The organism is Pedobacter psychrodurus, from assembly GCF_004331735.1.
GTDB lineage: Bacteria > Bacteroidota > Bacteroidia > Sphingobacteriales > Sphingobacteriaceae > Pedobacter > Pedobacter psychrodurus.
The window spans coordinates 379087-403788 of sequence record NZ_SJSO01000003.1 but is presented as its reverse complement, the minus strand read 5'-3'; the positions used below and the strand labels follow the sequence as shown (position 1 = coordinate 403788).

The 24702-nt window shown below is 40.8% G+C and carries 28 protein-coding genes and 1 pseudogene; 6 read left to right on the top strand and 23 right to left on the bottom strand.

The features are described 5' to 3' along the window. Positions 1–2: 2 nt before the first annotated feature. The 8 genes from EZ456_RS05185 to EZ456_RS05145 form a co-directional block, all read right to left on the bottom strand. On the bottom strand, positions 3–1088 hold the full coding sequence (locus EZ456_RS05185) for a DUF932 domain-containing protein (protein ID WP_131527962.1): 1086 nt from the start codon (positions 1086–1088) through the stop codon (positions 3–5). A gap of 39 nt (positions 1089–1127) precedes the next feature. Further along, positions 1128–1547, bottom strand: a complete 420-nt coding sequence (locus EZ456_RS05180; RefSeq protein ID WP_131527960.1) for a single-stranded DNA-binding protein — start codon at positions 1545–1547, stop codon at positions 1128–1130. Between the two features lie 407 nt (positions 1548–1954). Beyond that, positions 1955–2524, bottom strand: a complete 570-nt coding sequence (locus EZ456_RS05175) for a UPF0758 domain-containing protein (protein WP_131527958.1) — start codon at positions 2522–2524, stop codon at positions 1955–1957. Positions 2525–3161: 637 nt separating this feature from the next. Further along, on the bottom strand, positions 3162–3335 hold the full coding sequence (locus EZ456_RS05165; protein ID WP_131527954.1) for a histone H1: 174 nt from the start codon (positions 3333–3335) through the stop codon (positions 3162–3164). 539 nt (positions 3336–3874) lie between these two features. Then, positions 3875–4240 carry a hypothetical protein gene (locus tag EZ456_RS05160; RefSeq protein WP_131527952.1) on the bottom strand — a complete coding sequence of 122 codons (366 nt, stop codon included), beginning with the start codon at positions 4238–4240 and terminating at the stop codon, positions 3875–3877. Positions 4241–4303: 63 nt separating this feature from the next. Next, positions 4304–4765: a DoxX family protein gene (locus EZ456_RS05155; RefSeq protein WP_131527950.1), complete on the bottom strand. Its 462-nt coding sequence runs from the start codon at positions 4763–4765 to the stop codon at positions 4304–4306. Positions 4766–5108: 343 nt separating this feature from the next. Further along, positions 5109–5714 carry a Crp/Fnr family transcriptional regulator gene (locus EZ456_RS05150; RefSeq protein WP_131527948.1) on the bottom strand — a complete coding sequence of 202 codons (606 nt, stop codon included), beginning with the start codon at positions 5712–5714 and terminating at the stop codon, positions 5109–5111. Positions 5715–5916: 202 nt separating this feature from the next. Beyond that, positions 5917–6801 (bottom strand): PhzF family phenazine biosynthesis protein, encoded by an 885-nt coding sequence (locus tag EZ456_RS05145; RefSeq protein ID WP_131527946.1) that lies wholly within the window; start codon positions 6799–6801, stop codon positions 5917–5919. A 106-nt stretch (positions 6802–6907) separates the two neighbouring features. Between EZ456_RS05145 and EZ456_RS05140 the strand changes: the two genes are divergently transcribed. Beyond that, the gene (locus tag EZ456_RS05140) at positions 6908–7261 is read left to right on the top strand and encodes a winged helix-turn-helix transcriptional regulator (RefSeq protein ID WP_131527944.1); all 354 of its coding nucleotides are present in this window, start codon (positions 6908–6910) and stop codon (positions 7259–7261) included. 421 nt (positions 7262–7682) lie between these two features. Here EZ456_RS05140 and EZ456_RS05135 read toward each other — a convergent pair whose 3' ends face one another. Both EZ456_RS05135 and EZ456_RS05130 read right to left on the bottom strand, forming a co-directional pair. After that, positions 7683–8927 carry an aminotransferase class V-fold PLP-dependent enzyme gene (locus EZ456_RS05135; RefSeq protein ID WP_131527942.1) on the bottom strand — a complete coding sequence of 415 codons (1245 nt, stop codon included), beginning with the start codon at positions 8925–8927 and terminating at the stop codon, positions 7683–7685. Between the two features lie 18 nt (positions 8928–8945). After that, positions 8946–9302, bottom strand: a complete 357-nt coding sequence (locus EZ456_RS05130) for a RidA family protein (protein WP_131527940.1) — start codon at positions 9300–9302, stop codon at positions 8946–8948. 109 nt (positions 9303–9411) lie between these two features. Here EZ456_RS05130 and EZ456_RS05125 point away from each other — a divergent pair, with 109 nt between their 5' ends. Beyond that, positions 9412–9873, top strand: coding sequence for an Lrp/AsnC family transcriptional regulator (locus EZ456_RS05125; protein WP_131527938.1), 462 nt, complete (start codon positions 9412–9414; stop codon positions 9871–9873). A 241-nt stretch (positions 9874–10114) separates the two neighbouring features. On the opposite strand, the gene EZ456_RS05120 is transcribed toward EZ456_RS05125, so the two are convergent. Further along, entirely contained in the window at positions 10115–10474 is a 360-nt protein-coding gene (locus tag EZ456_RS05120) for a winged helix-turn-helix transcriptional regulator (RefSeq protein ID WP_131527936.1), read from the bottom strand. A gap of 106 nt (positions 10475–10580) precedes the next feature. On the opposite strand from EZ456_RS05120, the gene EZ456_RS05115 reads away from it, so the two are divergent. The 4 genes and pseudogenes from EZ456_RS05115 to EZ456_RS05105 all read left to right on the top strand — a co-directional run bounded on the left by EZ456_RS05115 (position 10581) and on the right by EZ456_RS05105 (position 12826). Further along, a complete protein-coding gene (locus EZ456_RS05115) occupies positions 10581–11555 on the top strand; it encodes a quinone oxidoreductase family protein (RefSeq protein WP_131527934.1) in 975 nt (324 codons plus the stop codon). Between the two features lie 180 nt (positions 11556–11735). Further along, positions 11736–11904, top strand: a pseudogene (locus tag EZ456_RS25785) (NAD(P)H-dependent oxidoreductase). Then, positions 11873–12097 carry an NAD(P)H-dependent oxidoreductase gene (locus EZ456_RS25640; protein ID WP_317129994.1) on the top strand — a complete coding sequence of 75 codons (225 nt, stop codon included), beginning with the start codon at positions 11873–11875 and terminating at the stop codon, positions 12095–12097. Before EZ456_RS25785 ends, EZ456_RS25640 begins: the two are co-directional and overlap by 32 nt. Positions 12098–12181: 84 nt before the next feature. Beyond that, positions 12182–12826 (top strand): DUF2306 domain-containing protein, encoded by a 645-nt coding sequence (locus EZ456_RS05105; RefSeq protein WP_131527933.1) that lies wholly within the window; start codon positions 12182–12184, stop codon positions 12824–12826. Positions 12827–13163: 337 nt separating this feature from the next. On the opposite strand, the gene EZ456_RS05100 is transcribed toward EZ456_RS05105, so the two are convergent. From EZ456_RS05100 to EZ456_RS05040, 12 genes are all read right to left on the bottom strand, one after another. Next, positions 13164–13469 carry a hypothetical protein gene (locus tag EZ456_RS05100; protein ID WP_131527930.1) on the bottom strand — a complete coding sequence of 102 codons (306 nt, stop codon included), beginning with the start codon at positions 13467–13469 and terminating at the stop codon, positions 13164–13166. Positions 13470–13603: 134 nt separating this feature from the next. Continuing rightward, positions 13604–14053, bottom strand: a complete 450-nt coding sequence (locus EZ456_RS05095; RefSeq protein WP_131527928.1) for an NADPH-dependent FMN reductase — start codon at positions 14051–14053, stop codon at positions 13604–13606. A gap of 58 nt (positions 14054–14111) precedes the next feature. Then, positions 14112–14969, bottom strand: a complete 858-nt coding sequence (locus tag EZ456_RS05090) for a sigma-70 family RNA polymerase sigma factor (RefSeq protein WP_131527926.1) — start codon at positions 14967–14969, stop codon at positions 14112–14114. A 694-nt stretch (positions 14970–15663) separates the two neighbouring features. Then, positions 15664–16458: a hypothetical protein gene (locus EZ456_RS05085; protein ID WP_131527924.1), complete on the bottom strand. Its 795-nt coding sequence runs from the start codon at positions 16456–16458 to the stop codon at positions 15664–15666. A 664-nt stretch (positions 16459–17122) separates the two neighbouring features. Beyond that, positions 17123–17932, bottom strand: a complete 810-nt coding sequence (locus EZ456_RS05075) for a DUF4099 domain-containing protein (protein WP_131527921.1) — start codon at positions 17930–17932, stop codon at positions 17123–17125. A gap of 14 nt (positions 17933–17946) precedes the next feature. Further along, positions 17947–18501 carry a M23 family metallopeptidase gene (locus EZ456_RS05070; protein ID WP_165501251.1) on the bottom strand — a complete coding sequence of 185 codons (555 nt, stop codon included), beginning with the start codon at positions 18499–18501 and terminating at the stop codon, positions 17947–17949. Then, complete coding sequence (locus EZ456_RS05065) at positions 18494–20452, bottom strand: type IV secretion system DNA-binding domain-containing protein (protein ID WP_131527916.1); 1959 nt, start codon at positions 20450–20452, stop codon at positions 18494–18496. Before EZ456_RS05065 ends, EZ456_RS05070 begins: the two co-directional genes overlap by 8 nt. A 12-nt stretch (positions 20453–20464) precedes the next feature. Then, the gene (gene traN / locus EZ456_RS05060; RefSeq protein WP_131527914.1) at positions 20465–21292 is read right to left on the bottom strand and encodes a conjugative transposon protein TraN; all 828 of its coding nucleotides are present in this window, start codon (positions 21290–21292) and stop codon (positions 20465–20467) included. Positions 21293–21297: 5 nt separating this feature from the next. Beyond that, the gene (gene traM / locus EZ456_RS05055; protein WP_131527912.1) at positions 21298–22497 is read right to left on the bottom strand and encodes a conjugative transposon protein TraM; all 1200 of its coding nucleotides are present in this window, start codon (positions 22495–22497) and stop codon (positions 21298–21300) included. Then, positions 22494–22922, bottom strand: a complete 429-nt coding sequence (locus EZ456_RS05050) for a hypothetical protein (RefSeq protein ID WP_131527911.1) — start codon at positions 22920–22922, stop codon at positions 22494–22496. Before EZ456_RS05050 ends, traM begins: the two co-directional genes overlap by 4 nt. Continuing rightward, complete coding sequence (traK, locus tag EZ456_RS05045; protein WP_449421233.1) at positions 22900–23463, bottom strand: conjugative transposon protein TraK; 564 nt, start codon at positions 23461–23463, stop codon at positions 22900–22902. Before traK ends, EZ456_RS05050 begins: the two co-directional genes overlap by 23 nt. Before the next feature lie 74 nt (positions 23464–23537). Then, a complete protein-coding gene (locus EZ456_RS05040; RefSeq protein ID WP_131527908.1) occupies positions 23538–24686 on the bottom strand; it encodes a plasmid transfer protein in 1149 nt (382 codons plus the stop codon). Positions 24687–24702: the final 16 nt, after the last annotated feature.

Genomic DNA, 24702 nt, shown 5'->3' with positions numbered 1-24702 from the left:
TATTAATTCAGTTGAAATGAAATGTTTTCGTTTCTGCCCAGGCTTAAGCAGAGATCAAAGGCAGACTGTCCACGCAGTTTGGCTGTCCCCTCAAGAATGGATTTAAATTTGGATTCCATATCCTTGAATCTGCGCACATTTTGATAGTAGCCCGTTACGGCATTGTATGCACCGAACAATGTGCCTTTTGTGGTATCTAACAGCTGGGAGGGATTGGCCATTGCATAGCTATAAACATCATCCACTATATTTTTATACACACTTGAAGCCTCGTCAACAGTACCGTTTTTCAATTTCTCTAGTACCTCGCGGTTTGGCGCCATTGCAATCTGTATCAGCTTCTTAACTTCTTCGTCCGAGATACGCACGGTTGCCCAATGATTAAAAACCTGTTCCATTTCATCTCCAATCCTACCCGATATACCCATCAGCGTATGAGCAGTTTTAAGCCTGTCCCCTGCACCCGAAGAATGTCGGATTCTGATGGAATTGGTAGAATTTTTGAGTGCTGCGTTCAGCGTGTTGTTGCACACAATGCGCACGGGCGTAAAAGCTGCTGTGATGCTCCCGAAGCCATCGTGCGAAGTGGTCAGAAAAAGGTACTGTTCGATCAGGTCATCCTTTCCCACTTTAATGTACAAGGGCAGTTTTGCGGTAATAAAGATACGTTCGCCTTTACCCAACGCACCTGCAGTTTCGTATAGAATGCCCTCACCACCGCCAACAATGCTATCGAAAAATTCAAAAGCTTCAATATTCTGCACTACGCTATAAGCCTTACCAACCACACCTAAAACCGTGTCGGAATCCGTGCGCACCGTGGCGAAATAATCTGGAACCTCAATCTCAGAAGATGCGCCCAATATGATTGCATCGGGATCAGGTTCATTCAGGAGGCGCAAATTCAGTGCATCCATTGTAAAAAGTGGTCTTTTTTCGACCGAATAATCAAGCCCCGCAAATTTTAGGGCTTCGGCAGAAGTGGAATAAGCATCTACTATCGTTCCCAACCCGTGCCACGCTTTTTCAGTTACTGAAAAAAAGCTGTATTTCTGTGTTTTATCGTTATAATTTAGGTGATGTGCCATAATGTAACAAGTCTAAAATGAATAAGTATCGGCTTATAATTAAAATGGCAGATCATTGTCAATGCCCTCGAATTTATTTACTGCTGCTGTCTCTGCCGCCTTTGGTACACCCTGTTGCGTATTTTCAAGAGCGGGTGAACTACTTTCACTTCTTTGATTGCTTCCCAAAAGTTTGATTTCGGTTGTATGAAAGGTCAAAGATGCTTTGGCCTCGCCCGAACCGCTCATGTAAGCATTTACACCAATACGCCCGTAAAGCTGCACCCATCCACCTTTTTTAAGGTATTCGGCAATACCTGTATTCATCCAATAGGAACAGTCAATAAATGTGGTAACCTTTTTCTGTTCCCCACCAGAACGATAGGTGTCATTGATTGCAATTGAAAAGCCAATTACTTTCCTGTCTCCGCTTACCGTCCTTAACACTGCATCAGCGGTCAGTCTTCCTGTAATTTCCATGTTGTAAATTTTAAGTTTAACTTTTTTTGTTTCCTTTCCTTTTTTCCCAAAAAATCTTTTCAAAAGAAAAAACGAAAAAAAAGAAAGTACAGAAAAGCGGGTGTACTGGAACGGAGAGCTATAAGTCCCGGAGGGTGTTTTGACGCAGCCAAAACATTATGCGCTCGCAGAGAACGGAGCGCCCGAATTTCACGGCCTTTTTTTTCGTTTTCTATTGTAAAGTTTCACATTCTAGCATATAACCAAAAAAGAACCCCTATCCTGAAAAATCGACACAAGGCCGCAGACAGTGATTAGCAGTAATAATTATTTTAGAAATTATTATGTCCGATTGTCTGATAGGCTCTGCCGGCTATCATCAGACTTGCCTGCTGGATTGGTGGATTCAATGGCAGTTCTGATTTAATCTAAACCGCACACATCCTCCTGCCCAGTTCAAACGCAGCCAGAATTGCACTGGACTTCGCGAGACCAACCCCTTTAAACCTAGAGAGTGCTTTATGGTCCTGAACGGCCAATAAGTCAAGCCTACCCCCAACGGCTTTTAAGATATTTTCTGCCAGATCCACAGCGCTCACATCAATCCTGCCGGAACCGATTAGCATCGCTATCAGTTCTGCATCACTCATATGGGACGATCCCAGTGCAACAAACTTTTCCCTTGGCCTTAAGTTGACATCCCATGACTTGATCCCTTTATTCACACCGGAACTTTTAAGGCGGGCTACATCCGCCACACTGAAATTATCCTGATTAAGATAAACGGCGGAATGGAACAGGGAAGACATTGCGGAAATCAAAAAATGAAAGTCCTGTTCAAAGACCACAACAGTTGACCGTTTATAGCTACCATCATCCTGCTCATCACTCCTGGTAATGCACAGGTAATGGTTATCATTAACTGCCCTTTTAAAATCTAAAAAATAATTCTTTTTTCCAGAAGAAAAATTTTCAGTAGCAAGGTTACTATTTCTCATATCTATAAAATTTAAGTATGAACAAAATTATCCATTGGATTCTGACGATTCGGTTGTATATTGTGTTAGCCGATCCGATCGGATAAAAAACGGATAGGAACCCATGAAGATTTTTAGAGATGCAGCAGCCCAAAGAAACCGAGCGGACCTGTAGTTACCGCAACTGTGAGAATACATTTGAAGGAAGAAGTGACAAAATCTTCTGTAGCGACCAGTGCCGCAACCATGCGCGGCGTGATCAGCTTAAGACTGAAAAATGGAATGCCCCAGCTTTTTATCACAAGATTTCAGAAATCCTTAAAAACAACCATAAAATCCTTAAACACCAATTTGAGGGAAATGGGGATAATACGATAATTACAAATTTCCTGCTAAGGGATAGCGGATTTAACTTTGAGTTCCATACACGGATACTGAATACATCTAAAGGAATTTATAAATTCTGCTATAATTACGGCTGGCTGGAACTTGAAAACGGGAAGATCCTGATCGTAAAAAACGAAAAGATGGTTGAGATCTGATCTTTAAATTAAATCTGATTAAGTCTGCCTTCAAAACAGCTTCAGTAACCATTAATAAGCAAGGCCACTACCCAATTGGACAGCGGCCTTGCTATTGCTCCCAAAACAGATTTTTACTACTTATTTTTCTTTTCTGTTACTTCAGCCCGGATCTCCTGAGCTAAGTTTTTAAGATCCTGCATACCTTTACGTACACGTGTTCCCGCTGCACTATTATTTGCATTGTAGAATTTTTCGACATCAGCTTCAACAGAAGCTATCAATTCTTTGACTTTACTGAATTTTTCCATGCTAATTACAAATTTGAGCAGCAAATATATCCATTAACATTAATCCACCAAATTATTCAAATCATAAATCGCTTGACAGCATCACATTACCTAATAAAAACAGCTAAAAGCTTGACCATGAAAAGCACGGAGGCCAGCATTCCGTCCATAAACTCAAAGCAGATGTACCTGCTCCTATTCTTTTTTGGTTCAACTGAAGCTTTTTTTTTGCCCTTCACAACGTCATTTAAACCACCTATAACGCGGATTGCTTCATTTACCCGAAAACAGTTCGAGGTAGTTCTGAGTCAGTTCTCTTGTCAATTTACTACGCTTATTTTCTTTCATAAAAAGGCGGCTGAAGGGCCACGTTAGGTTTAAAGATTATATATACCCGTTATTTAATAGACTGCCAAAGAATATCGAATTCAGGAACAAACGTCCTTTTCCAAGCCAGTATCCATAATAGATAGGATCATCTGCAGATAAAATCACCTCTCTTCTATCGCTTCCAATAGCAATATATAGCTGCAGAACCCGCATCTTTGGCTGTATTGGATTTAGAAGAATAACCGTTGATAAGTGGAGTTGATGTACTGCGTTAATGTTGCAAACTTATTCGAACTAAGCAACAAAGTTGGTCCATTTTTGTTAATGAAAAGCTTATTTGAGGTTATCCCAAAAACAATTGGCTGGATGATGTCGAGATCAGACAGGAATATCTCCCTATTGATCCTCTTCGAATCCTCCAGCTCTCCCTGTCTTTGATAATCAAGCCTTCCTGCCATTAGTTTTACAGTTTTTGCAGCGATTTCTATCCCGGCAGTCTTTGCCAGGTCTTTTTTGGCTTCATCGCCGGAAGTATCCGGCACGGGTTCCATATCTGATATTGAGGTAAATTTCAATAAGCGCCTTGTTTGCTTCATTGATTCTGTGTTCGTGACTGCAGGAAAGGGTGAGGAAGAAAACCTGCGCTAGGAAATAATAACCTATAAGGTTCCTAATTTTGATGGAGTAGTTATGAGGCTGTCAATTGAAATTTTTCCGCTTCCGTTTACAATAAGTGCAACACCTAATCCAATCAACAATAGGAAAAACTCCATACCCTCGCCTTGCTGCTCATTAAACCAGTTCATAAAAAAATATTGGTTTTGTACCGTCACCAAAATTCCTATCATTAATATAACTACTAGCAATCCCCAAAGTCTAGAGGCAAAACCTGCAAGAATAAAAAGCGGGCAGAAAAACTCGATCATGATCACCAACCAGCCAATAATATAGGGCAGTCCGACTTTTCCAGTTAAAAAGTGCATAGTAGAAGAATAGCCATGACCGTTCCACCAACCCAGAAGTTTCTGGGCACCATGTGGGAAAAGCACGATTGCTATCGTAATTCTAAGAATCAGACCAACCCAATCGTTTTGATTTTCAAATAAAAATCTTTGTATCATACCCTATTGATTTTGTAGCCCCTAAGGTCTGAAACTGAAATCTATGGGAATGTGATATATGTTAAAGATTACTTGTGACAATTGTTTCACACCTAGCAGCATTTATTTTTAAAAATCTTAGAAAAAAATAAAATTAAATGCTAATGCCCTGTCATCGCCACCAATACCCTGGTGAGATGTCTGCCTATTGAACTGCTACTATAATTTTCATATATATGTTGATTCTAAAAGTAAAAGTTCTGCGAAAAGATTGTAAATGTGGATATCACCCATTATTTTAGAACACAATGGGGCGTTTTCTCTTGCTGTTCGAGCATTTTACAGGTTAGAATTGATGTTTAATTCATTTCTGATCTATTAATCTTTTTATTCCAAGGTTTTTAATCCTGCTAAGTGATTCCCGTGTGATCCCCAGGTAAGATGCGATCTGCGCTTGCGAGACATGGGTCTCAAATCTGCCATACATAGACACAAACTCTTCATAACGAGACTCAGCTGATTTTTGCATAAATGCGATCCTTTTTTGCTGGGCACTAAATGCTCTTTGGAACATAACCCTATAAAATTTATCAAACTTGACTATCTGGTCAAATAAAGAATCCAGTGCTTTTTTATTAACCTGCAAAACTTCAGAGTTTTCTAATGCGTCGATATAAAAGTCGCTGGGCGTATTATTTAACATGGAATACCAATCACTTATCCACCAACCTTCAAATGCAAATTGATTAACCCACTCTTTCGTATCATGCATACGATATTGTCTTAATGCCCCTTTAATAACAAAATAGTCATGTTTACATTTATCCTGCTCTTCCAATAAAAATTGATTTTTACGGATCAGCTTCGGCGTAAAGCGGCTCGCTATCTGGTCAAACTCTCCATCAGTGAGTTTGACTACGTTTTCTATATTTCGCCTTAAAGCAAGCAGCATGTATGGTTGAATTTTCATATTTAAAGCCCGTTCTGTCTGCTTATCATAAACTAAAGCAGTTTTTAAATATAGGTGATTGTCTTCGATTTTTTTATGGCCGATACTTTTTAGTATATTGAACTACCAGATATTTGTTAATATGGTCCATAGCTTTAATGATTAGTACACGTTCACTCGTTCGAAAGTATTAATATACACTACTTTATTAACCCCTTGTCTATTAAATGAATAATTTACCCTTCATGACAATGATTGATGATCCGCTAACCCAAATACCATCGTCTGCAACATTTACCTGTATTGTTGATGGCCGATTAACATAAGTACCCTGTAAAATTTTGTAATCATGTTCTTTTTGAATATACCCGAGGCCTTGCAAATAACCTGCAAGCGGACCTGCCGCGGATCCTGCTGCCGGATCTTCATCAATGCCAATACCCGGGTTGAAGAACCGTGAGGCCGCCAGTACCGGGTCTGAAGTGTCGTTTAACGTAAACAGGTAGTACCCTTCAAACCCATATTGTTTAGATACTTGCTTTAATAACGTTTTGTCAGGAATTGCCTTCTGTAAAGCCCCTGTATTGCTTACAGGTACCATCAAATGAGAAGTTTCGGTCTCAACAATCTGATTGTCCCATCCGTTTAATGAGAAATCTTCAAGCCTTAATCCCGTTGCCTTAGCAATTAGTTCTGTCGGCACAGTTCCGTTAAAGATGGCGGGCCTTTGTTTCATACTAACGTATGGCAGGCCATTCTGTTCGGTTATTTTTAAAGGGACCTTAATGTCCTTCATTTCCACCCATGAAGCTTCGTCTCGAATTTTAAAGAAATCCCATTTATTCAGAAGTGCCAAGCAGACTGCACCCAGCAGGTTGTGGCCTGCACCACCTACTTCAAACCCGGCAGGGGTAAATGAGCGTACTTTAAAAATTTCGTCTTTTGTGGAATAATGCGCAAAAGATGTTTCAGAGTAACCAAATTCCCGTGCGATACGGTAGTATTGCTCAGGTTCTAGCTCCTCATCGATATTTACCACAGCTAGCTGGTTGCCTTCGTATTTTTGGTCGGTAAATACGTCCAACACATAGTAATCAAGTTGTTTCATTTTCTTAAATTTATTCAACCACAAAATTAAAAGGTAATAGTCTATTTTCTATATGGGTTAACAAGAGGTAACTGGTTACCTTTTGTTAACTATGCTATATTTGTGTATGGAACAATTTGAAAAATATGAAGCCACTTGTGAAGAAGAACTGGCGGCTATTCGCGACAGCCTGCAGATTTTAGGCGGAAAATGGAAATTAAGAATTATGAGGTATCTTAATAATCATGTTAACGAAACTAACACATTTAAAAAAATCCAACGGGGAGTAGAGTGTATATCTGCTAAAATGCTTTCAAAAGAGTTGCAGGAATTGGAAATCAATCTTTTGGTCACCCGAACCGTTATGAACACACGGCCAGTAACAGTGAACTACGCCATGACGGAATATGGCCTCAGCGTATTTCCAGTTGCAGACAGCCTGGTTAATTGGGGCCTGAACCACCGTCAAAAAATTAAATGATGTGAAAATATATTTGATTTGCTTCTGTTCGTTATAAAAGATGATAGTTCTTGTAGACCTTCACGGTAGAAAATTACAAGCACTTGTTATGTTAAATAGTGCCGTTCAAAAGGACGCCTACCGTTATTCTTATATTATTTGACGGAGGCTCTTTAAGGTATAATAAGTTGTGAAAAGGAAAGATGTGACAGAGTGGGCATTGAGTCTGCAATTGAAAAAATTAGAACGAAATGGTGTAATTTAAAAAAATCACAACTCAAACCTCCACTGATGGTAGAATTTTCGCCGACAGACGTCGGTAAAATACTTTTTCCATTACTAATTTCTATTGCAGGTTGGGGCAGCTATGTAGTTGAGAATTTTGATGAGTTACAATAATATTCTTCTTCAGCGCCCCAAGTCCCGCAATTGATGTACGTTTTTAAATTATCTCCTTAATACTTTCGGTTAAAAAATCAATTTCTTCAATGGTATTATAATAGTGGGGCGAAGCCCTAACTGCCCATTCAACCCCCTTTTCATCGAAATCAATCAAACCAAACTGCCTGTAACTGGGCACTACGTTGATTTTTCTTTTCAGCAACTCACTTACAATAAATCTGGGGTTTCCACCCTGTACGTGAAAAGTGATCAAACCACCCACTTCCGGCCCCTTATCAAGCACACGTACTTTATCGATTTGAGAAAGCCGATCTTTTAAAATAGTTGACAACAGCTTTACTTGTTGCCAGATCTTATCTTCTCCAATGTTTAAACAATACTCAATGGCTGTAGCCGTCCCTAAAACCGTCGAATAGGCAAACTCCCAGTCCTCGTACCTTATGGCTGTGAGTTGTTGTTGATACTTGTCCTTGCTTTTCCACTCCGCACCCCTCATATCAATAAACATCGGTTCTAAGCCGGCATTTAACGCTTTATCAGAAATATACAAGGCACCGGTACCGCGGGGGCCCCGCAAAAACTTTCGGCAAGTAACGCTCAAAAAATCGCACTTTAATTCCTCAACATCTAATTTCATTTGTCCTGCTGACTGGCAGGCATCGAGAATATACCACGTTTGGCCTTCATGTTGTTGTATATACTCATGATATATTTTGGCGATATCTTTAACTGGTTGCACCAACCCAGAATTTGTAGGGATATGGGTGATCGCAAAAAGCTTGGGCTTGTATTTTTTTAGTTTTTCCTCCAGGTCATTTAAGTCAACGCCGCCTATAGCAGCATTAGCTATTCTTATAATTTTAACACCCAACCTTTTTTGCAGAGATAAGAATTGTATTTGGTTGGATACAAAGTCATCATTATCCGTTAGGATAACATCGCCCGGTTCAAATGGAATAGATGATAAAGCCCTTGTATAAGCATCTGTAGCACTGGCTGTAAAAGCGATATTTAAAGGGCTACAGTTAAATAATTTTGCAGCTTGGTTATAGAAATTTTGAATAGCTGAGGCCCTCAATGCTGAAGCTTCGTAGCCGCCTATTTGGGCCTCAAGGTTAATATGGTTAATCTGCACCTGGGTAACAATATCAGGCATCAGGCCCGAACCGGCATTATTTAAATGCATGACGTTTTTTGTTCCCACAGTTTCATTACGGAACCTGATAACTTCTGCTGCAGTGAACGCACTGTTTGCAGGTAATATGATCTGTTTATTTGTATTCATGGACTTTATTTTTAATGCTTAATTATACTGGGCAATACATGCTATTTCTACCATCGCATCGTGAGATAATCCTTTTACAGCCATCGTGCTACTGGCAGGGCGATGACCGCCAAAACATGCTGTATATGTAGCATTCATTTGAGAAAAAAGGCCATATCCGCTATAAAAACATTGGTTTTTTACAACATTGATTAGTGTAAGGCCCCCTGCCTGTAATGCGATGTCCAGATTATCGATCGCCCGTTTCCTTTGCTCCCCGATGGTAATTGCTTCTATTTGCATAGGAGCAGGATCTATCGGCGTTAAGCCGGAGCAATACAATAAATTGCCAGTGCGTTTGGCCCAACAGCTTTGGGCGCTATATATATATTCCATATTAATTGTTTTCTTTACGCAAAATTACCAGTGCACTTCTGATTAATTTCTTCGTTATTCAATATAACACAGTTAAAATATTTAATTTTACGAGCAAAAAGGGTAGATTATGCATATACTCGACGAGTATGACAAGAAGTTGCTGCGACTACTTCAACAGAATAACAGGTTAACTACAGAAGAACTTAGCGGACAGGTAAGTTTGAGTCAAAGCGCGGTACAGCGCAGGCTAAAGAAATTGCGAAACGAAAAAATTATTGAAGCTGATGTTTCAATCATTTCTGCTTCAGCAATTGGCATGGCCATTACCTGCGTAGTAGATGTAGTATTACACGAGGGCAGTTCAAAAGACATTGAGAAATTTAAGCAGGCCATGCGTAAGTGTATGGAAGTTGCGCACTGCTATTATGTAACGGGTACCTATGATTTTGTATTAATCGTTAACACCAGAGACATGGGGCATTTTGAAACCTTTTCAAAAACGCAATTGATGGAAAATCCAAATCTTAAACATTTTTATACCCATGTGGTGATGGATAAGGTAAAAGTGGGCAATGGCGTCGTGATTTAAGATTTATTGACACTAATTATTACTAATGACGGTTAACGGGCTACTTCTATAAATATCCTAAGTGTTTTTCTTTCCTTTTCGCTTAAGTGGCTTTATAAAACGACATTCGTCGGTCAGTCCAAATTCAATGGCTACATTGAAGAGACGATTGCCGCAGTCCATTGATAAGATTTTTCATTTTTAATCGAAGCGATTATAGAATCTTCTACATACATGTTAAGCATATTGTTTTAAAACCATTTCAAATTATATCTTGTTCTCGATGCTTTTTGCCCCAGTCCTCCAATTGCGAAAGAATAGGCCCAAGTTGTTTTCCGCTTTTTGTCAGTTCATATTCAACTCTTGGTGGAACTTCGGCATACACTGTTCGTTTAACCAAATTACTTCCCTCCATTTTGCGTAACTGTAGCGTTAGCATTCTTTCGGTAATATCAGGAATACGTTTTCTTAATTCGCCAAAACGCAATTTTCCTTCAGACAAATGACAGCAGATTTCCAGTATCCATTGACCTGCAATAAGCCCCACCGCGTAGATCTGGTCACAGTGGTTTAGCTTAGTTTTATTTTCGAAATGCTTTGAGGTTACCTTAGTTATACTCATTACTTACATTTTTGGTAGTACCATACAATTGGCTGTCAATATACTAAAATGCCTGTTACATTTTATATTTGGAAGCTAATAATATATCAAAAACTACCTGACAAGTATGAAAGCATTAACCTTAACCGCGTTCGGAAATTCGGACGTACTTGAATACAAAGAAATAGATAACCCCGTTCTTAAAAATGGTGAGATTTTGGTAGAAATGAAAACTATCGGCTTAAACTTCGCTGACCTGATGCGAAGAAACGGCACCTATCCGATGAAGGGGAATGCCCCCTATATTAATGGCTTCGAGGGGGCGGGTATAGTTAAGGATAGCAATGATCATCCGGAAATTAAAATTGGTGACCGCGTGGCATTTGCCGATGTTCCATTTGCAAATGCTGAACTGGTAGCAGTACCATTTGAAAATGTGATCCCTCTGCCGGATGAAATTAGCTTTGAGATAGCAGCCTCGGTTATGTTGCAAGGCCTGACAGCCCATTATTTGACCACCGACAGTCACCATGTTGAACCCGGTGAAATAGTGTTAATCCATGCTGCTGCAGGTGGGGTTGGACAATTACTGATCCAGATTTGCAAATTATTAAGCGCTACTGTAATAGGCTTAACCTCATCAGAAAGTAAAAAAGAAACAGCACTTTTACTCGGTGCCGATGCTGTATTTTTATATGATCAGGACTGGACTGCACAAGTTTTGGAAATATACCCCCAGGGTGTTGATGTGGTATATGAAAGTATTGGAATTACAATGGAAAGCAGTCTTGCGGTAACAAAAATCCTGGGGCAAGTAGTGCTGTTTGGCCTTGCAGGTGGCAAATTAGAATTGGGTAATCCCTTATGGATAATCGCACATTCAAAAACGATAACCGGCGGCGATCTTTGGAATTACCTTACTTCAAAAGAAGAGCGGCTAATAAGATCAAAGCTGCTGTTTGAGTGGATTATTAGTGGAAAAGTTAAAATCTCTGAGCCAACTATTTTCAAACTGTCGGACGGTAAAAAAGCACATGATCTTATGGAAGCAAGAGTAAGTACAGGGAAGATATTAATGGTTCCCCTGTCTGATAACAGTTAACAAGTATAAAATGGCAAAGACCTCGATAATTATAATTCATCCGGCTTTAAAAAATTCGGTTGTAAACACGCGATGGATTGAAGCGCTAAAAAAATATCCAGAGCGATTTGAACTGCATGACTTATATGGCCGGCACCCTTCCGGAAAATAGATATAACCAAAGAGCAGGAATTGCTGGAAGTGCACGATAAAATAATATTTCAATTCCCTTTCTACTGGTTTAGTTCCCCCTTTATTTAAACAATGGATGGACGAGGTATTAACTTACGGCTGGGCCTATGGCAGCCAAAGCGGTTATAAGTTAAAAGGCAAAAAAGATCGCCTTAGCCATTACTGCCGGAATCGGTGAAAAGGAGTATCAAAAAGACGGACCATATAAATATACAGTAAAAGAATTGACAGCACCTTTAGAGTTAACTTTTCAGTATGTAAAGGCTAACTATACAAGCCTATTTGCTTTTTATGGAATAGAATATCATGCCACGGATAAAAGAATAGCGCACAGTGTAAACGATTATATATCGTTTGTGACTTCTTTTTAAATATGAAATCAACCTATAAAATAAAATTCCTTTCAGGCCGCCACAAAGGCCAGGCCAATCGATTATAAATCCCAATAGCGTATTATGGCAAAGAATATAAGCACAACCAAAACCTTAAAGATAGAACGGACAGATATTGTATCAATAGCAATTTTCGCAGTAGTTTTATTTCTGACCTGGCAGTTTATGCACAGGGCAGATCACTTTCTTTTGCTCACACGGGAGGCGCTCGGCAAGTACTTTAAATTGAAATGGATACTGATTGCACATATTACGGCAGGAGGAGGATCACTCGTATTAGGGCTTCTTCAATTTTGGCCGAAACTGCGCGACTGGAATCTGAAAGTACATAGGGTCATAGGATTTTTATACTTGATTGCTGTTTTGGTAAGTAGCGTTTGTGCTGTAATTTTAGCTTTTACCACCGCGAGAGAAGTTAACTGGGCATATGCTTTTTCGCTACAGATATGGGTCAGCGTTTGGATAAGCTCAACCGCAATTGCGTATTATGCTGCTATTAAACGCAGGTTTACACATCATCGGGAATGGATGACCAGAAGTTATATTGTGACACTGGCATTTATAATTTCGGGATTAGTCTTAAAAATTCCATTCATTCAAAGCTTTGGTAGCTTTGCTGATATCTCACCATCGCTGTTTTGGATGGGATGGTCATTGCCTTTATATCTCTACCAAATTTTACTTGGCTTTAAAAAGAAAACGAGTTGAGGCAGCCCCTACGCTATGCAATGTCTGGCGCTGGAATTAGCGTAATTCCTTATCTGGCCGCAAGCCCTCTCCCTAACCCTTATGTATAGCATTCATTCAATAATGCTCAAAAAGGAGTACATAACCGCAGGCTAACCTTATTTACAACCTCTGTCAGGCTCTCCCTTTAATGTCGACAAACCGCCATTGAGACCGTTCCTAAACCAAACCAACATATTGCAATTGAACCAGCGCTAGAGGATGAAAGACTGGCGCAGCACCAGCACGAGATTGCAAAACGGGACGCCGAAATCAATTAAGTGCTGGCCGCGTTGAAATGATGTTGTTTAGATACTTTTCAGGCATCGCTTGAAGCTGCAAAACTATGCAGTACTTCAATATGATGGGCCTTGATCAGTCCGCTTGCATCCCTTTGCCGTTGAAATTCAACAAATGAAGGCGTACTCAATACTTTTTTCTGGACCTGCTCATTAGCATACTCTGATATGTGAACGAAAGCGGTTTCGTCATCAAGCGTATATACATTATACTTGAAATCCCTGCTGTTCATAGCTTTGAAATCAGCCATAAATATGGTGATGTTCTCTTTGTTTTTAGATACAAATTCTTTCTTCACTCCGTAGGTTACTTTTACTGTGATCATTTTATTTTCTATTTTTAGGTTTGTGGATATTTTTAAGAGGCTCGATGCGAGGAGGTTCTCATATTCCGATAAGAACCGAGTGTCGATAATATGAAACTCTCCGTTCTCATTAACTATCTGCTTATAAAATTGATTTAAAACTGCAGCACCAATAACATGTGCTCCAAGTAACTCGAGAGTACTACGCGTGCATTCAAAATGATGTTGCTGCTCCCATTTCCGGGAGATGCACCTAACTGAATTATTCTCTTGCCATCAAAAACTCGGTAATCGGAGTGGGCGCGTGACATCCAGTCTATGGTGTTCTTAAAGAAAGCCGGCATCGAGTGGTTGTGTTCAGGTATAGCAATCACCAGCACATCATGGTTGTCTATTATTTCCAGCAGTCTGTTGGTTTCTGCAGGGATTCCACCTGCCTCTTCCAAATCCGAATACAAGGGTACCGGAAAGTTTCTCAAGTCGATGAGTTTGACTGTTTTCGCTTGCGTCTTGCCGATCGGGATTTCTATTAGCTTTCTGTTGATAGAGTTACTGCTGTTGCTGCCCGAAAAAAACAGGAATTTGTTTTTGTTGCTTGTTATCATAGCTATTGTTTTGATTATTATTCTAAGACAAACAGCATGATAGAAACGTGACCAGTTTTTAAAATTTATGGAAGTTTTTTAATTTTTCAGGGTCAACAATAGAATAAATGCCAGTAATATGAGTGGTATCTTTAGCAAAATCAAATACTTGGCAGTTTACCAGTAACCCATCCTGGTAAAAAAGTAATGCAGGCTGATGATTGACTGACACGATTTTTATTTCAGTTTTAGTTTGGTAGGCAGCATATACATAAGTCATCAGCTGGATAACCTGTTCAACGCCGCTTTCGAATGCTGAAACTATTCGCAGCTTACCGCCGTCAACCATAACTGATATATCTTTCACGAGCATTTCCTCAAGCTTTTTTACATTACCATTTTTTACCGCATCAATATAGTTTTCTAGTTGCAGCGTGCCAGCAAATGAGTAATTCGTCTCGACACGTTTCAGTGCTCCCAGTTTTATTTTAGCACGACTCAATAGCTTTCGTGAGCCTTCAGTTGAAATCTGAAGTGTGTCGCCAATTTCTTCATGCGAATAATCAAAAGCTTCTTTAAGAATGAAAACAGCCCTTTCTTTTGTGTTGACCGACTCGAGCAGTACGAGCAAGGAATAAGAAATGATCTCTTTCCGTTTAAGGTTAGTATCTGCACTTTCGGTGGAAACCGGTTCTGGGAGTGAAATTCCGGAATCTATTGACTTGCTGTTTCTTTTTTTGATATTGATCGCCTGGTTGATTACGCTTTTTATGAGGTAACTACTTTCATTGTCTATATCCTTTTTTCCTGTTGAATAATATTTGGCCATCACATCCTGAACCGCATCTTTAGCATCATCATAGGTACCAAGAATATTGTAAGCATATGGAAATAATTTTTTTTGATAATCTTGTATGTTCAGGTCTTGCATTGCCATCAGGTGATTGTAGATTTAACACAAAGTTATAAGATTTCATAGGACTGTATTTATACTTATTAAAAAGTACAAACTACCTAATTTAGATTTAACTAAAACTTGCATGGGAATCTAATGTAGTTAATATACTTTTCACACAACAAGGTATGGATGTACCGAACAATCGCAAGATTGAAAAGAATGCAAGGATTCCACGCCTTGCATTCTTTTGAAAAATTTCGGCCCATACCTAACGAATGAGTACTTGTCGGTATCGCTCTCTTTTGATATTTCAAGCTGATAATGTAAAATATCTAAATCCGGCCTATTTTTTGGATTGAGCACAGGCACTTTAGTGTCCAACGTTAACCGGAATCGCGGCAACTCACGTTCGATACAAGTTACTGTATTGCGTTCAAAGTCTTGCCGAACTCAAGATATTCCAGCATAGCCAGCAGATACCTCAAATTCTCTTCATTCATACTAATTGACTTAAAATATCTTCTACCCAAAATAAATAACAGTGTTGTAGTAATTCCCTAACTGATATTTCATGCTTTGTACTTTTCCCCGGTTTTTTACTCTAAAACAGTTCAATCAAACTAGTGCCTACTGCTTTACGTTGATGAATTTAAAAGACAAATAGCCAATACAAAAACCAGGGACCGAAGTCCCCAGTTTTAACCAGTAGGTATTCAGCTAAATTAAATACATATTATCTCCTTCTCCCCGTTTTTGTTTCGAGCGAAGCCTCCTCAATCACAGCTTCCTTATTTTCAGCCGGTGCCAAAGTTTTGGCAGGAACTTCTTTCAGATCAACCGCCTTGCTGTAAACCGTGGCAAGGTTGAGATCATAGAAATCGAGCGTTTTAAACTGCAGATTTGCAGCAATAAATCCTTTCATTTCTTTGCCGTCCTTAGAGAAACTCACTTCATGAAGATTGCCCCTTTTCAAGCTCTTCACCAACTGATCTTTAAATCCTGGCTTATCGATTTCCGGGAGTACAAACCGATCAACTGTTGAAGCCAGGTTAAACCCGTGGTTTTCACCATATTTTTTTACCGCATACCCCTTTTCTGGATCCCGCTCCGCGAGATCCAGTTTAAGCCACATATTAGCTTTTTCACCACTTTTAAGGACAACATCTTTATTAACCGCACGTCCAGATAGCAAATTGTAACTCTCTTTTACCGTTACTCCTTTACCCTTATTAATATAAAAAGTTTGATCAAGTGTATTGGGCTTCCCTGCAGCTTGAAGGGATGCATTGTATTTATTAAAAAAATACATATCCGTATCCTTACTCTTTGAAAAATCAAGCTCATAGCGTATAGTATCAGCGAGCTCAGGCTTATCTTTTGCGTTGGGAGCAGCCATATTGACTTCAAACTGAAGCTTGAATTCCGGAAGCTCTTTTCCAATAGCCTCTTTTAATTGTGGATAAAGCGATTCGCCAAACCCAAGGTATTTCAGATTATTCTGAAGATACTCCAAATTGTTTTCATTCATAATAAATGGATTAATTTTGATTGATAGAAAATGAAAACCTAGCTATTGAAACAGCTCGGTATTATTGATTTAGAAATTCGTATAAAAAAGAAATTTTAGATTTCGGCAAATATTGCCTGAAAAACGGCCTGATGTTAGCCATTAAGAAAACCTGCCTTAAGCAGAGGCGATGCTGAGGGATATAAAAAACAAGTTCAGAAAATCTGAAAACTACACTTTCATCCTGAAGGGTAAAATGTACCTCCATGCATTTGTAATCCATACAGAATCTAACCGCACACAGTATGTCAATGAGACTATTGCCCAAAACCAGGTTTATTCTCACTTTCCCCAGCTGTTTGAAGAGTTCAACAGGGTAAATATAACGGGGACCGATGGCGATAAAGAGAATTTCACAAGGCCTATTAAACCGGACCGCATTGAAATATAGAAATGCAATGGCTTCCATCGCGCTCGAACAGATGTAAACCTGGGATATAATATTAAGGTCCACCGATCTACTGCTCCAAAAACCGCCGCCCGGCGGCACTAAATGTCCTTTCTCCCCAAAGTATTCTGACTGGCCATTGTGATAATCAAACAAGAGGTCACCTAAAATGTCGGTCCTGAAAGAAAACCCATAGGTTTCACATATTCCGATGGCAGTAGAAACAGCAGGCAACATCTACCTAGACATTCCCGAACGCGTATATCCCCGACTGTGAGCAGCGTTGGTATTTAGCTTTTCATCAGACAACATATCCCCGAGCCTAGATAGCTGCTGTTTCTCATACTCCTTAAAAGCCTGTTTATAGCCATTATTTTTTTCATTGGTTTGGGCAAGCATACCTTTTTCCCCTATCAATGCCTTAAGTCCGGTCAACAGCAGATAAGAAATCCCACCGTCCATCAATACCGAAACAACTAGCGCCAGCCTGTTTGAACGGATGCCCTCGGCACTGGTGCTGCTTGCCTGTATCAAAGTGCCATCTTCCAGCTCGATCTGTCTCCCTGCACTATAACGTTCCTTTTGATATGGGCTCAAAGCCATTCCATTGACCTTATCGGGCGCTTTGACCTTTAACATATCAGTCACCACAAATTCTTTTGTATCCCAGTCATATTCAACTAAAAGTGACTTTTTCTCTCCCTCACGGTCGACTTCTTTTAAGATATTTGCTTTTTCTCCTAAAATAAGCTGATCAGCCTCCGCTTGTGTAATATATGAAGGGTTTAAAGACTGTTTATATACAGGATGGACTAGCAAGTCCGGTTTACCCGACACGCCCCTTACCAAAGAGAGTTTTACTTCCATTTCTTTGATCTCGATCCCGCTGCGCGAGATATCATGCAGTTTGATCAGATTCGTCCTGCCACCGGATAGAAGCGCGTGAATATCTTTTCGCTCCATCAGCATTTCTTCACCCTTGACAAGGCCTAATTCCCGGAGCTGCTCCATTGGCAGATCCTTTTCGTTTAATATTACTGTATTCATGATGAATTTCGGTTTTAATGATTAATTTCAGTTTTGGTCCCAACTTGAATAGACGGGACAGGTAATTTTTTCACATCAATAAGGTCATTTAAAAACAGGTAAAGCACCTCCTTATTCATATTGCTAAAGAGATAAAGCATTCTAAGCGGATCAACAAATACCCCCCTGTGCTTTAAACCAAAATGCAGGTGTTCTCCCGTTGCCCTGCCGGTACTGCCTGAGATAGCAATAGGAGTTCCAGGTGCCACGAGATTCCCGCCACTGACCACAGACTTTGAAAGATGTCCATAAATACTGGTGTATGCCCCGTGGGCAATGATGATATAGTTCCCGATCATCCGGTCAGAAGAGACCTTGACGACCTTACCCGGCAGGATGGCAAATACGGTATCTGATTTCGCATAGAGATCAATACCTGAATGGAAACTGTTCTTTATCCCAGTGACCGGATGAGTACGCATACCAAATCCAGAGTTAATTTTAAATGCACGCAACGGAAGCGATAACCTTAGGCCATCCAACGACTGGGCATGGGCAAAACCAATAAACAGTGATAATGCCTTAAGCAAAACTAGCGACCATAACTTCGATTTCCCTGGTAATGCGCATAAAGTTGCTACGGAGTATTTCTTCTTTATTAGCTCCAAAATCATAATAAACAGGCAGTTCGACATATCCTTCTTCTTCTTTTTTGATTTCTTCCATATCCAGGTTTATCCTGCAATTGACTGCCGAGGTCTCATATTTACCGGAGAAAGTGCTCTGCGCGTCAGTAGCGATCACGCCGACCATTTCTCCAGCGCCCAGTGAGGCTATCTTCCCCGCAGGGATCAATACTTCCAGTTTTTCACTTAACGAGACCGAGACCTTGCTCCGGTCAATAGAAAGGCTTTCGCCCAGCTGTTTGGACTTTCCGAGGATCCGTTCCAACCAGTCGAGGGTTTCCTTGTTGCGTGCAGATCCGGAAAGTACATTTCCGATCACTGAAGTAATCGTAGAAGCTGTATCTTTTCCGTATTGCTGTTTAAACTGTGGCAGTTCCTGCAGCCCGATCAGTACCGCAACCCGGTTTGATCTTGCAGTGGCAATCAGGTTCTCGATGCGGTGTACAAAGAGCGTAGGTACTTCGTCAATAAGCAGCGCGGAAGGAAGATTACCCTTTGAGTTGATCAATCGCGTTAGGCGATTCAGCACCACGGAATAACACGCCGAGTTGATGTTCTGGGTATTGGGGTCGTTTGCCAGCACCAATATCCCGGGAGATTCGCGATCAGAGATCTTCAGGTTAAAATCATCACCCGAAAACACCCAGTAACTCTCTTTTGTAGCCATGCGGCTCATGAATATCTTCAGCGTGCCGATCTGCCCTTCCAGCTGATCAAAGGCTTTCGCTGCAAATGCAGATTTAAAAGGAGAAAGCAGCGAAACCAGCTCGGGATCGGTAAAGAGCACAGCAAATATCTCCGCATAGGATCGGTTCAAAAAAGCCATCACATGTGGCAGACTTGAATATTTTCCATTTTCATACCTGCTTAAAAAATAAATACAGGAGGCCAGAAAATTAATTGCGGACTGCGTAAAAAAAGCATCACTTCCGCTGGCCTTGTCCCCTTTTTTCAGTGCCTCAACCGTTGCTTCAGCAGTTTCGGAGGCATCTGCCAGGGTAAGGATATAGTCGGCCCGGAGTGGATTTATCCGCCTGCTTTTTTCGACCTCATTAAGATTGATTACATGGAAGGTAAAGCCCGATAACATTCCTTTTTTCTTCGCAGCCAAAAAGTGGTAATAAGCGATTTTTCCAAGGTCCGGATATTTGAAATCGTACAGGCATACCGCAAAAGACTTGGCGATCATCTGCCGGATAAATGGATTTATGATCGAAAAGGACTTCCCGGAACCCGGCGTACCGATCACCATTGTTGCCCGGAAAGGGTTGACCAGATTGATCCAGCCCTTTCGTACTTTTTTCCCATAATAGAAAAGCATCGGTATATTCACCGAGTACGGCGTCTCTACCTTAAACATCGGCTGCATAAAACTTTCAGCCTCAACGTTCCATTTATCTTTGCCCAGGCCCGAACGGATGATCTTGGACACATTGTCCATTGAAACGCTGATTATTACCGCGCCGATTAGCGAACAAATAATATACCCTAGATCGTACCAGGAAGTATAAGCAAATACCAGAACAGAAGGTTTTCCATAGAAATATATACTTCCAAAATATAACACTAAACCAAAACAGAGCGGATATATGATTTTACTTTTCACATCAAAGTCCGGTTGCTTTTTAGATAGCGTCCCGATACTGACCAGACAGATCAATAGCAATATGGACAGCTTGCTATAGATCAGCTCAGCATAGATAGGAAGCAATTTAATCCTGTAAAGCCCAGTGGCGAAAAGTCCCCAGAAAGGCGCATCAATGTAGACGAATACGGTGACTTCTAAAAAAATGCAGAAATAGATCAGGCATTGGAGAAAGCCGTGAAGCTTTTGAATCTCTTTTGACTCTTCCATAAAAGCACTGTACTATTGTTCAATTGTATCAGCATCAAGCAGGTCGCCATACCGTATTCCAAAAGAAATTGTTCTCCCTGAGATCTGTTTTTCTGAAAGCGTTACATTAAGGATCTTGTTTCCCGGAAAGGTGAATTTTCTAAACACGAATATATTACGGTAATACCTCCTGAAAGATGATACTCTGGAAAAAACATATTCCGGAACGAGTTCAATAGACTGGCTATTCGAAGCCCGGATCAGTTTTTTATCATTGATTTTAAACCTGATCTCATCGATATCAATTTTAAGATTACTCTTATTAAGGTAGCTGATATCGAGAAACACATAATCCCCAACGCTTGCGATATTATTAAGTGTTGCCCTGATCCCATATCCATTTGCCCTGACATCCCCCCTCAAAGAAGATTTTCTGAACATGGAAAGCGCATACCTCCTGGCCTCCGATTCAGATAGCGAAACATCAGGGACTGAAATAGGCCGCATATCCGAAATACCAATATCCAGGTTGGCCCTGAAAAGGCTGTCTGATCTACCCTGATCATAAATCAGGCTGAACTGAGAAATGTTCTTTTCTCCTACTACAGTAAGCACTGCGGAAAAAGCAGAAGCACAGGAATCCGTCAATTTTAATCTCAGCAGGTTCGCCACCGGGATATCACCATGAACCTTAGCGGTAGAGATATCAACGTAACGGATGTTTTCCGGGGAGAGGACATGTACCGTCATGTCCTTTTTAAGGTATATTACAGACAGTGGCCTATCCAAAGGAAAAGTCTGGGCAAAAGAATGCCTGGCGACCAGGAAGCTTATAGCCAATACAAAAAGTATTTTTTTCATAATGTTTATTTTGATTGTTTCTGAAAAGACTGGGGATCGATAAGATAAATACGGCTGTTGTATTTCACCTTCGCTTTATTTTTTCTGATCAGTCCTGAAATTGCTGATGAAGTTGATGTGAATATCCTGTCTACCGCACTCATCAGGAACTCCTGCTGATCCTTAGCACCACCTTGGGTAGAAAAACCCTGCACTGATTCAGTTCCAAGGTTCCGCGAAAACTCCCTAAAGTTTGACGAAGGGACGTAAAGGCCTTCCAAACCATCAAGGTCATATACGTCAAGCCTGACAGGAATAATTTTATCCTCCCTCGCAATGGAAGTGATACTAAGCTTGACCCTTTGCTGGGAAAACCCTGAAATTTCCGCATAGAGATAAGTACCTTTCTTAAGCGGCAGGGAACCTACGAACAGGTCTTCCAGGATACGGATCCTGATCCTTGAGCCGGAGTATCCAGTTACGTTTTCATCGATCACCGCACTAACTAGGGTGTTTTCTTTTTCTGCCATTACCGTATTAAAAATATCCCCGGTAGCGGGTCGTTTAGTGACCGGCTGAACATCCGCAGGTGTTGCGGTCAAAACTGGCTTTAATTTTTCTTTTCTTTTAAGTTCGGCCTGATATTCAGGATCGTTGGCTTTGCCCATACTGTCCATGTAAGACATCTGTTTTTTAAAGACTTCCATCGGATCCCGTTCAGGCTCCTTAATACTTCGATCTACGACAGGCTGCCAGGTAGGTTTATCGCGCTCGGCCAATGCTGAAAGTGCCTCCGCCATTGCCCTGTCTTCAGCAGAAAGCTGAGGTTTGCCCCTGTTGCCACCCCTGACACTAGCAGAAGGAACAACCGAAGAACCTAAGGCTGCTGTCCCCCTGCTTTTAAGTACACGGTCTATGGAATCCAGCGTATTTTTCTGTTTTCCAGCGTTCAAGGCAATGTCCGCCTTTTCATCACCCTCAATATTGTTTATCGCACTATTTCCCTGCGAGTCCTTATAACGGTCCCGGTAAGCATCAAGTTTATCGGTAAGACCGCGTTTTCTGACCTGATCAGAAATATCGGCAACATTACTATTCATCCCATCCTGAACCACAGGCTGTGCTTTCTGACCAGCAGAGCTTTGGTAAACATAGAAGAACAGGCATAAAAAAGGTAGCGCTAGCAAGGGCACTACATATCTGGGCTGTTTTAAGTTTATTTTCATGGTTGTTGGATTAGTTTAAGCTCCAGCAGTGCATTTTCCAGAAATACAGAATCAGCCAGTGAAAGCTTCTTTTTATTTATAACCGAGTCTACTTTATCTCTGATTGCAATTGTCCGCCGCAGATCACCCGCTGCTCTGGAAATGGAATTCAAGCCTTTGGTAATTACTTCGGAATTTTGGACACTATCATTCTTCCCACCTACAGCAAGCATATTTCTAGACCCACCTTTAAGATCAGCACTGAACGACCATAAAACCGAGTAGATCAGTACTATGACCATACAGATAAATATTGTCCTTGGAAACCTGGATAAAACCGCTGTTGAACAATGGTATATCTTTTTGATATAAGGCGCAAGCTCATACCTGAGATCAGCCCATACCGTTTTTTCGGGTGCCCTGTTAGAGCGAATTTTTCTGAACATTTTCGATGTCTTTATTTTCAATGGTTTTCCAACCGGTGATCAATACCCCGTGGGGATTGTTTTCACTCCGCGGGATATCTTTCAGATAACCTTCGGTGATCAGTGAACGGGAAACGGTCACGCTACGCCTGTCTATCTTCTGTCTTCCATAGTACCTGAAATACAGATGCGGCAGATCAAGAACGATAGAATCGGTCTGAAGGGTCAATACCGAACTACTTGAAAGAACCGAACTGAAATAGCCCTTTTCCTTGAGGTCATTGTACTGCCGGGCTCCTGATTCATCAATCAGGTACATCGCTCTTTTCATCTGGTATTCAATAAAGCGGTCATCGGGTGTGAGTGAAAAGAAAATAGAATGAAATAAGTCGATATGGGCCTTATATTCTGCCGGACGGTTTAGCTGCACATCAGTCTGTTTAGCCAGAATGGGCACATTATTATCCAGTATATAAATGCTCTTTCTGGCCGAAAGCACCTGCTTATAGGCATAAACCGATACCACCACACTTACCGAAAAGGCAAGTAGCAGGCTGCCCATAGATATAAAAGTGGCCAATCGTATTTTGGATTCAATATTTTTGATAATCATAACAAACAACTAAAGGATTAAAATCAAAAGAATTTTCCCGACGCTTTTTTGGCCATCCCCAGAACGGTCTGGGATCCACGTCCAAAATTCGACGCAGCGGAGCTGATACCAGAAGTAGAAATGATCCAGGTAGAGATGCTTGGAACGGTGAACATGCAGATCGCGCCGATCAAAAAACTTAGGATCACCGTTCCAAAAGAGAGAATGCCGTTCCCGGCAAACCAGGCCATTTTTTCCATATTCACCGCCTCCCCATTTTCCCCGATCAGTTCCTTATACCTACTGATCTCCATGGTCATGGCCGTTTTCTGCAAGAGAGCTACTATGTACATCACCAAATATCCTATGCCCAGATAAAGATTTACAGAAACAAACCTCGCAATCCAGGTACTTAAAGAATCCCTGAAAGAGGGCAAGATACTTGCAGCAACTGCAAACGGTCCCAGGATAATCAGGATTGCAGAATAAATGATCTGGATGATAAAAAGAACATATACCGCCAACCGCAGGATCCAGATACCGAGCAGTTCCAGTAACTGCGTCAATAATAACTGCATGCCGATCTTCAGACGGTTTTTGAGCTCAATAACCGGACTGATCACTGTCGACATCCCCTCTTTCACTGAGCTGGTCACCGAATCCCATGCCTGCCCGATCCAGGTATCAGACTCTTTTTCAGCGAGCTCCGTCTCGGCCTGAAAACTGTAAAGCGCATTGGCAACCTTGATCATATAATCAGCACGGATCAGCCGCAAGTTATTGACATTGGCCTGTTCGCTCATATACATCTCTTCAGTTTTCATTGCAACCAGATCAGTCGGAAAAGCAATCACTTTCGTGAATGCGCCCCACCATAAAATGATCATCACCAGTCCGAATGGGCGTAGCAATGGCATAACCTCCAACTTTTTGTCCCCAGCCATCATTTCATAAGATTTAATGGCAAAGAATATAATCATGAATATGGCAGCCAGCGCCTTGGCATCAGTGATAAAAAGATCAAAATGTTCCCAAAGCGAATTTTTAAGTCCCTTTAAAAAGACCATCACCCCCTCTTCATATACCCCATTCCCCTGCAGAAACTCAAATGACCGCCGGTAATCGCTATTCTGAGCTGATACCCCTATGGCTATTACCATCAGTAGAGAGACAAGCCCTATATATTTTTTCATAATAAATAGTTTAGGA

Coding starts and splice junctions, on each gene's coding strand:
- EZ456_RS05185 (WP_131527962.1), bottom strand. CDS start 1,088: ATGGCACATCACCTAAATTATAACGATAAAACACAGAAATACAGCTTT.
- EZ456_RS05180 (WP_131527960.1), bottom strand. CDS start 1,547: ATGGAAATTACAGGAAGACTGACCGCTGATGCAGTGTTAAGGACGGTA.
- EZ456_RS05175 (WP_131527958.1), bottom strand. CDS start 2,524: ATGAGAAATAGTAACCTTGCTACTGAAAATTTTTCTTCTGGAAAAAAG.
- EZ456_RS05165 (WP_131527954.1), bottom strand. CDS start 3,335: ATGGAAAAATTCAGTAAAGTCAAAGAATTGATAGCTTCTGTTGAAGCT.
- EZ456_RS05160 (WP_131527952.1), bottom strand. CDS start 4,240: ATGAAGCAAACAAGGCGCTTATTGAAATTTACCTCAATATCAGATATG.
- EZ456_RS05155 (WP_131527950.1), bottom strand. CDS start 4,765: ATGATACAAAGATTTTTATTTGAAAATCAAAACGATTGGGTTGGTCTG.
- EZ456_RS05150 (WP_131527948.1), bottom strand. CDS start 5,714: ATGAAAATTCAACCATACATGCTGCTTGCTTTAAGGCGAAATATAGAA.
- EZ456_RS05145 (WP_131527946.1), bottom strand. CDS start 6,801: ATGAAACAACTTGATTACTATGTGTTGGACGTATTTACCGACCAAAAA.
- EZ456_RS05140 (WP_131527944.1), top strand. CDS start 6,908: ATGGAACAATTTGAAAAATATGAAGCCACTTGTGAAGAAGAACTGGCG.
- EZ456_RS05135 (WP_131527942.1), bottom strand. CDS start 8,927: ATGAATACAAATAAACAGATCATATTACCTGCAAACAGTGCGTTCACT.
- EZ456_RS05130 (WP_131527940.1), bottom strand. CDS start 9,302: ATGGAATATATATATAGCGCCCAAAGCTGTTGGGCCAAACGCACTGGC.
- EZ456_RS05125 (WP_131527938.1), top strand. CDS start 9,412: ATGCATATACTCGACGAGTATGACAAGAAGTTGCTGCGACTACTTCAA.
- EZ456_RS05120 (WP_131527936.1), bottom strand. CDS start 10,474: ATGAGTATAACTAAGGTAACCTCAAAGCATTTCGAAAATAAAACTAAG.
- EZ456_RS05115 (WP_131527934.1), top strand. CDS start 10,581: ATGAAAGCATTAACCTTAACCGCGTTCGGAAATTCGGACGTACTTGAA.
- EZ456_RS05105 (WP_131527933.1), top strand. CDS start 12,182: ATGGCAAAGAATATAAGCACAACCAAAACCTTAAAGATAGAACGGACA.
- EZ456_RS05100 (WP_131527930.1), bottom strand. CDS start 13,469: ATGATCACAGTAAAAGTAACCTACGGAGTGAAGAAAGAATTTGTATCT.
- EZ456_RS05095 (WP_131527928.1), bottom strand. CDS start 14,053: ATGATAACAAGCAACAAAAACAAATTCCTGTTTTTTTCGGGCAGCAAC.
- EZ456_RS05090 (WP_131527926.1), bottom strand. CDS start 14,969: ATGGCAATGCAAGACCTGAACATACAAGATTATCAAAAAAAATTATTT.
- EZ456_RS05085 (WP_131527924.1), bottom strand. CDS start 16,458: ATGAATGAAAACAATTTGGAGTATCTTCAGAATAATCTGAAATACCTT.
- EZ456_RS05075 (WP_131527921.1), bottom strand. CDS start 17,932: ATGAATACAGTAATATTAAACGAAAAGGATCTGCCAATGGAGCAGCTC.
- EZ456_RS05065 (WP_131527916.1), bottom strand. CDS start 20,452: ATGGAAGAGTCAAAAGAGATTCAAAAGCTTCACGGCTTTCTCCAATGC.
- traN (WP_131527914.1), bottom strand. CDS start 21,292: ATGAAAAAAATACTTTTTGTATTGGCTATAAGCTTCCTGGTCGCCAGG.
- traM (WP_131527912.1), bottom strand. CDS start 22,497: ATGAAAATAAACTTAAAACAGCCCAGATATGTAGTGCCCTTGCTAGCG.
- EZ456_RS05050 (WP_131527911.1), bottom strand. CDS start 22,922: ATGTTCAGAAAAATTCGCTCTAACAGGGCACCCGAAAAAACGGTATGG.
- traK (WP_449421233.1), bottom strand. CDS start 23,463: ATGGGCAGCCTGCTACTTGCCTTTTCGGTAAGTGTGGTGGTATCGGTT.
- EZ456_RS05040 (WP_131527908.1), bottom strand. CDS start 24,686: ATGAAAAAATATATAGGGCTTGTCTCTCTACTGATGGTAATAGCCATA.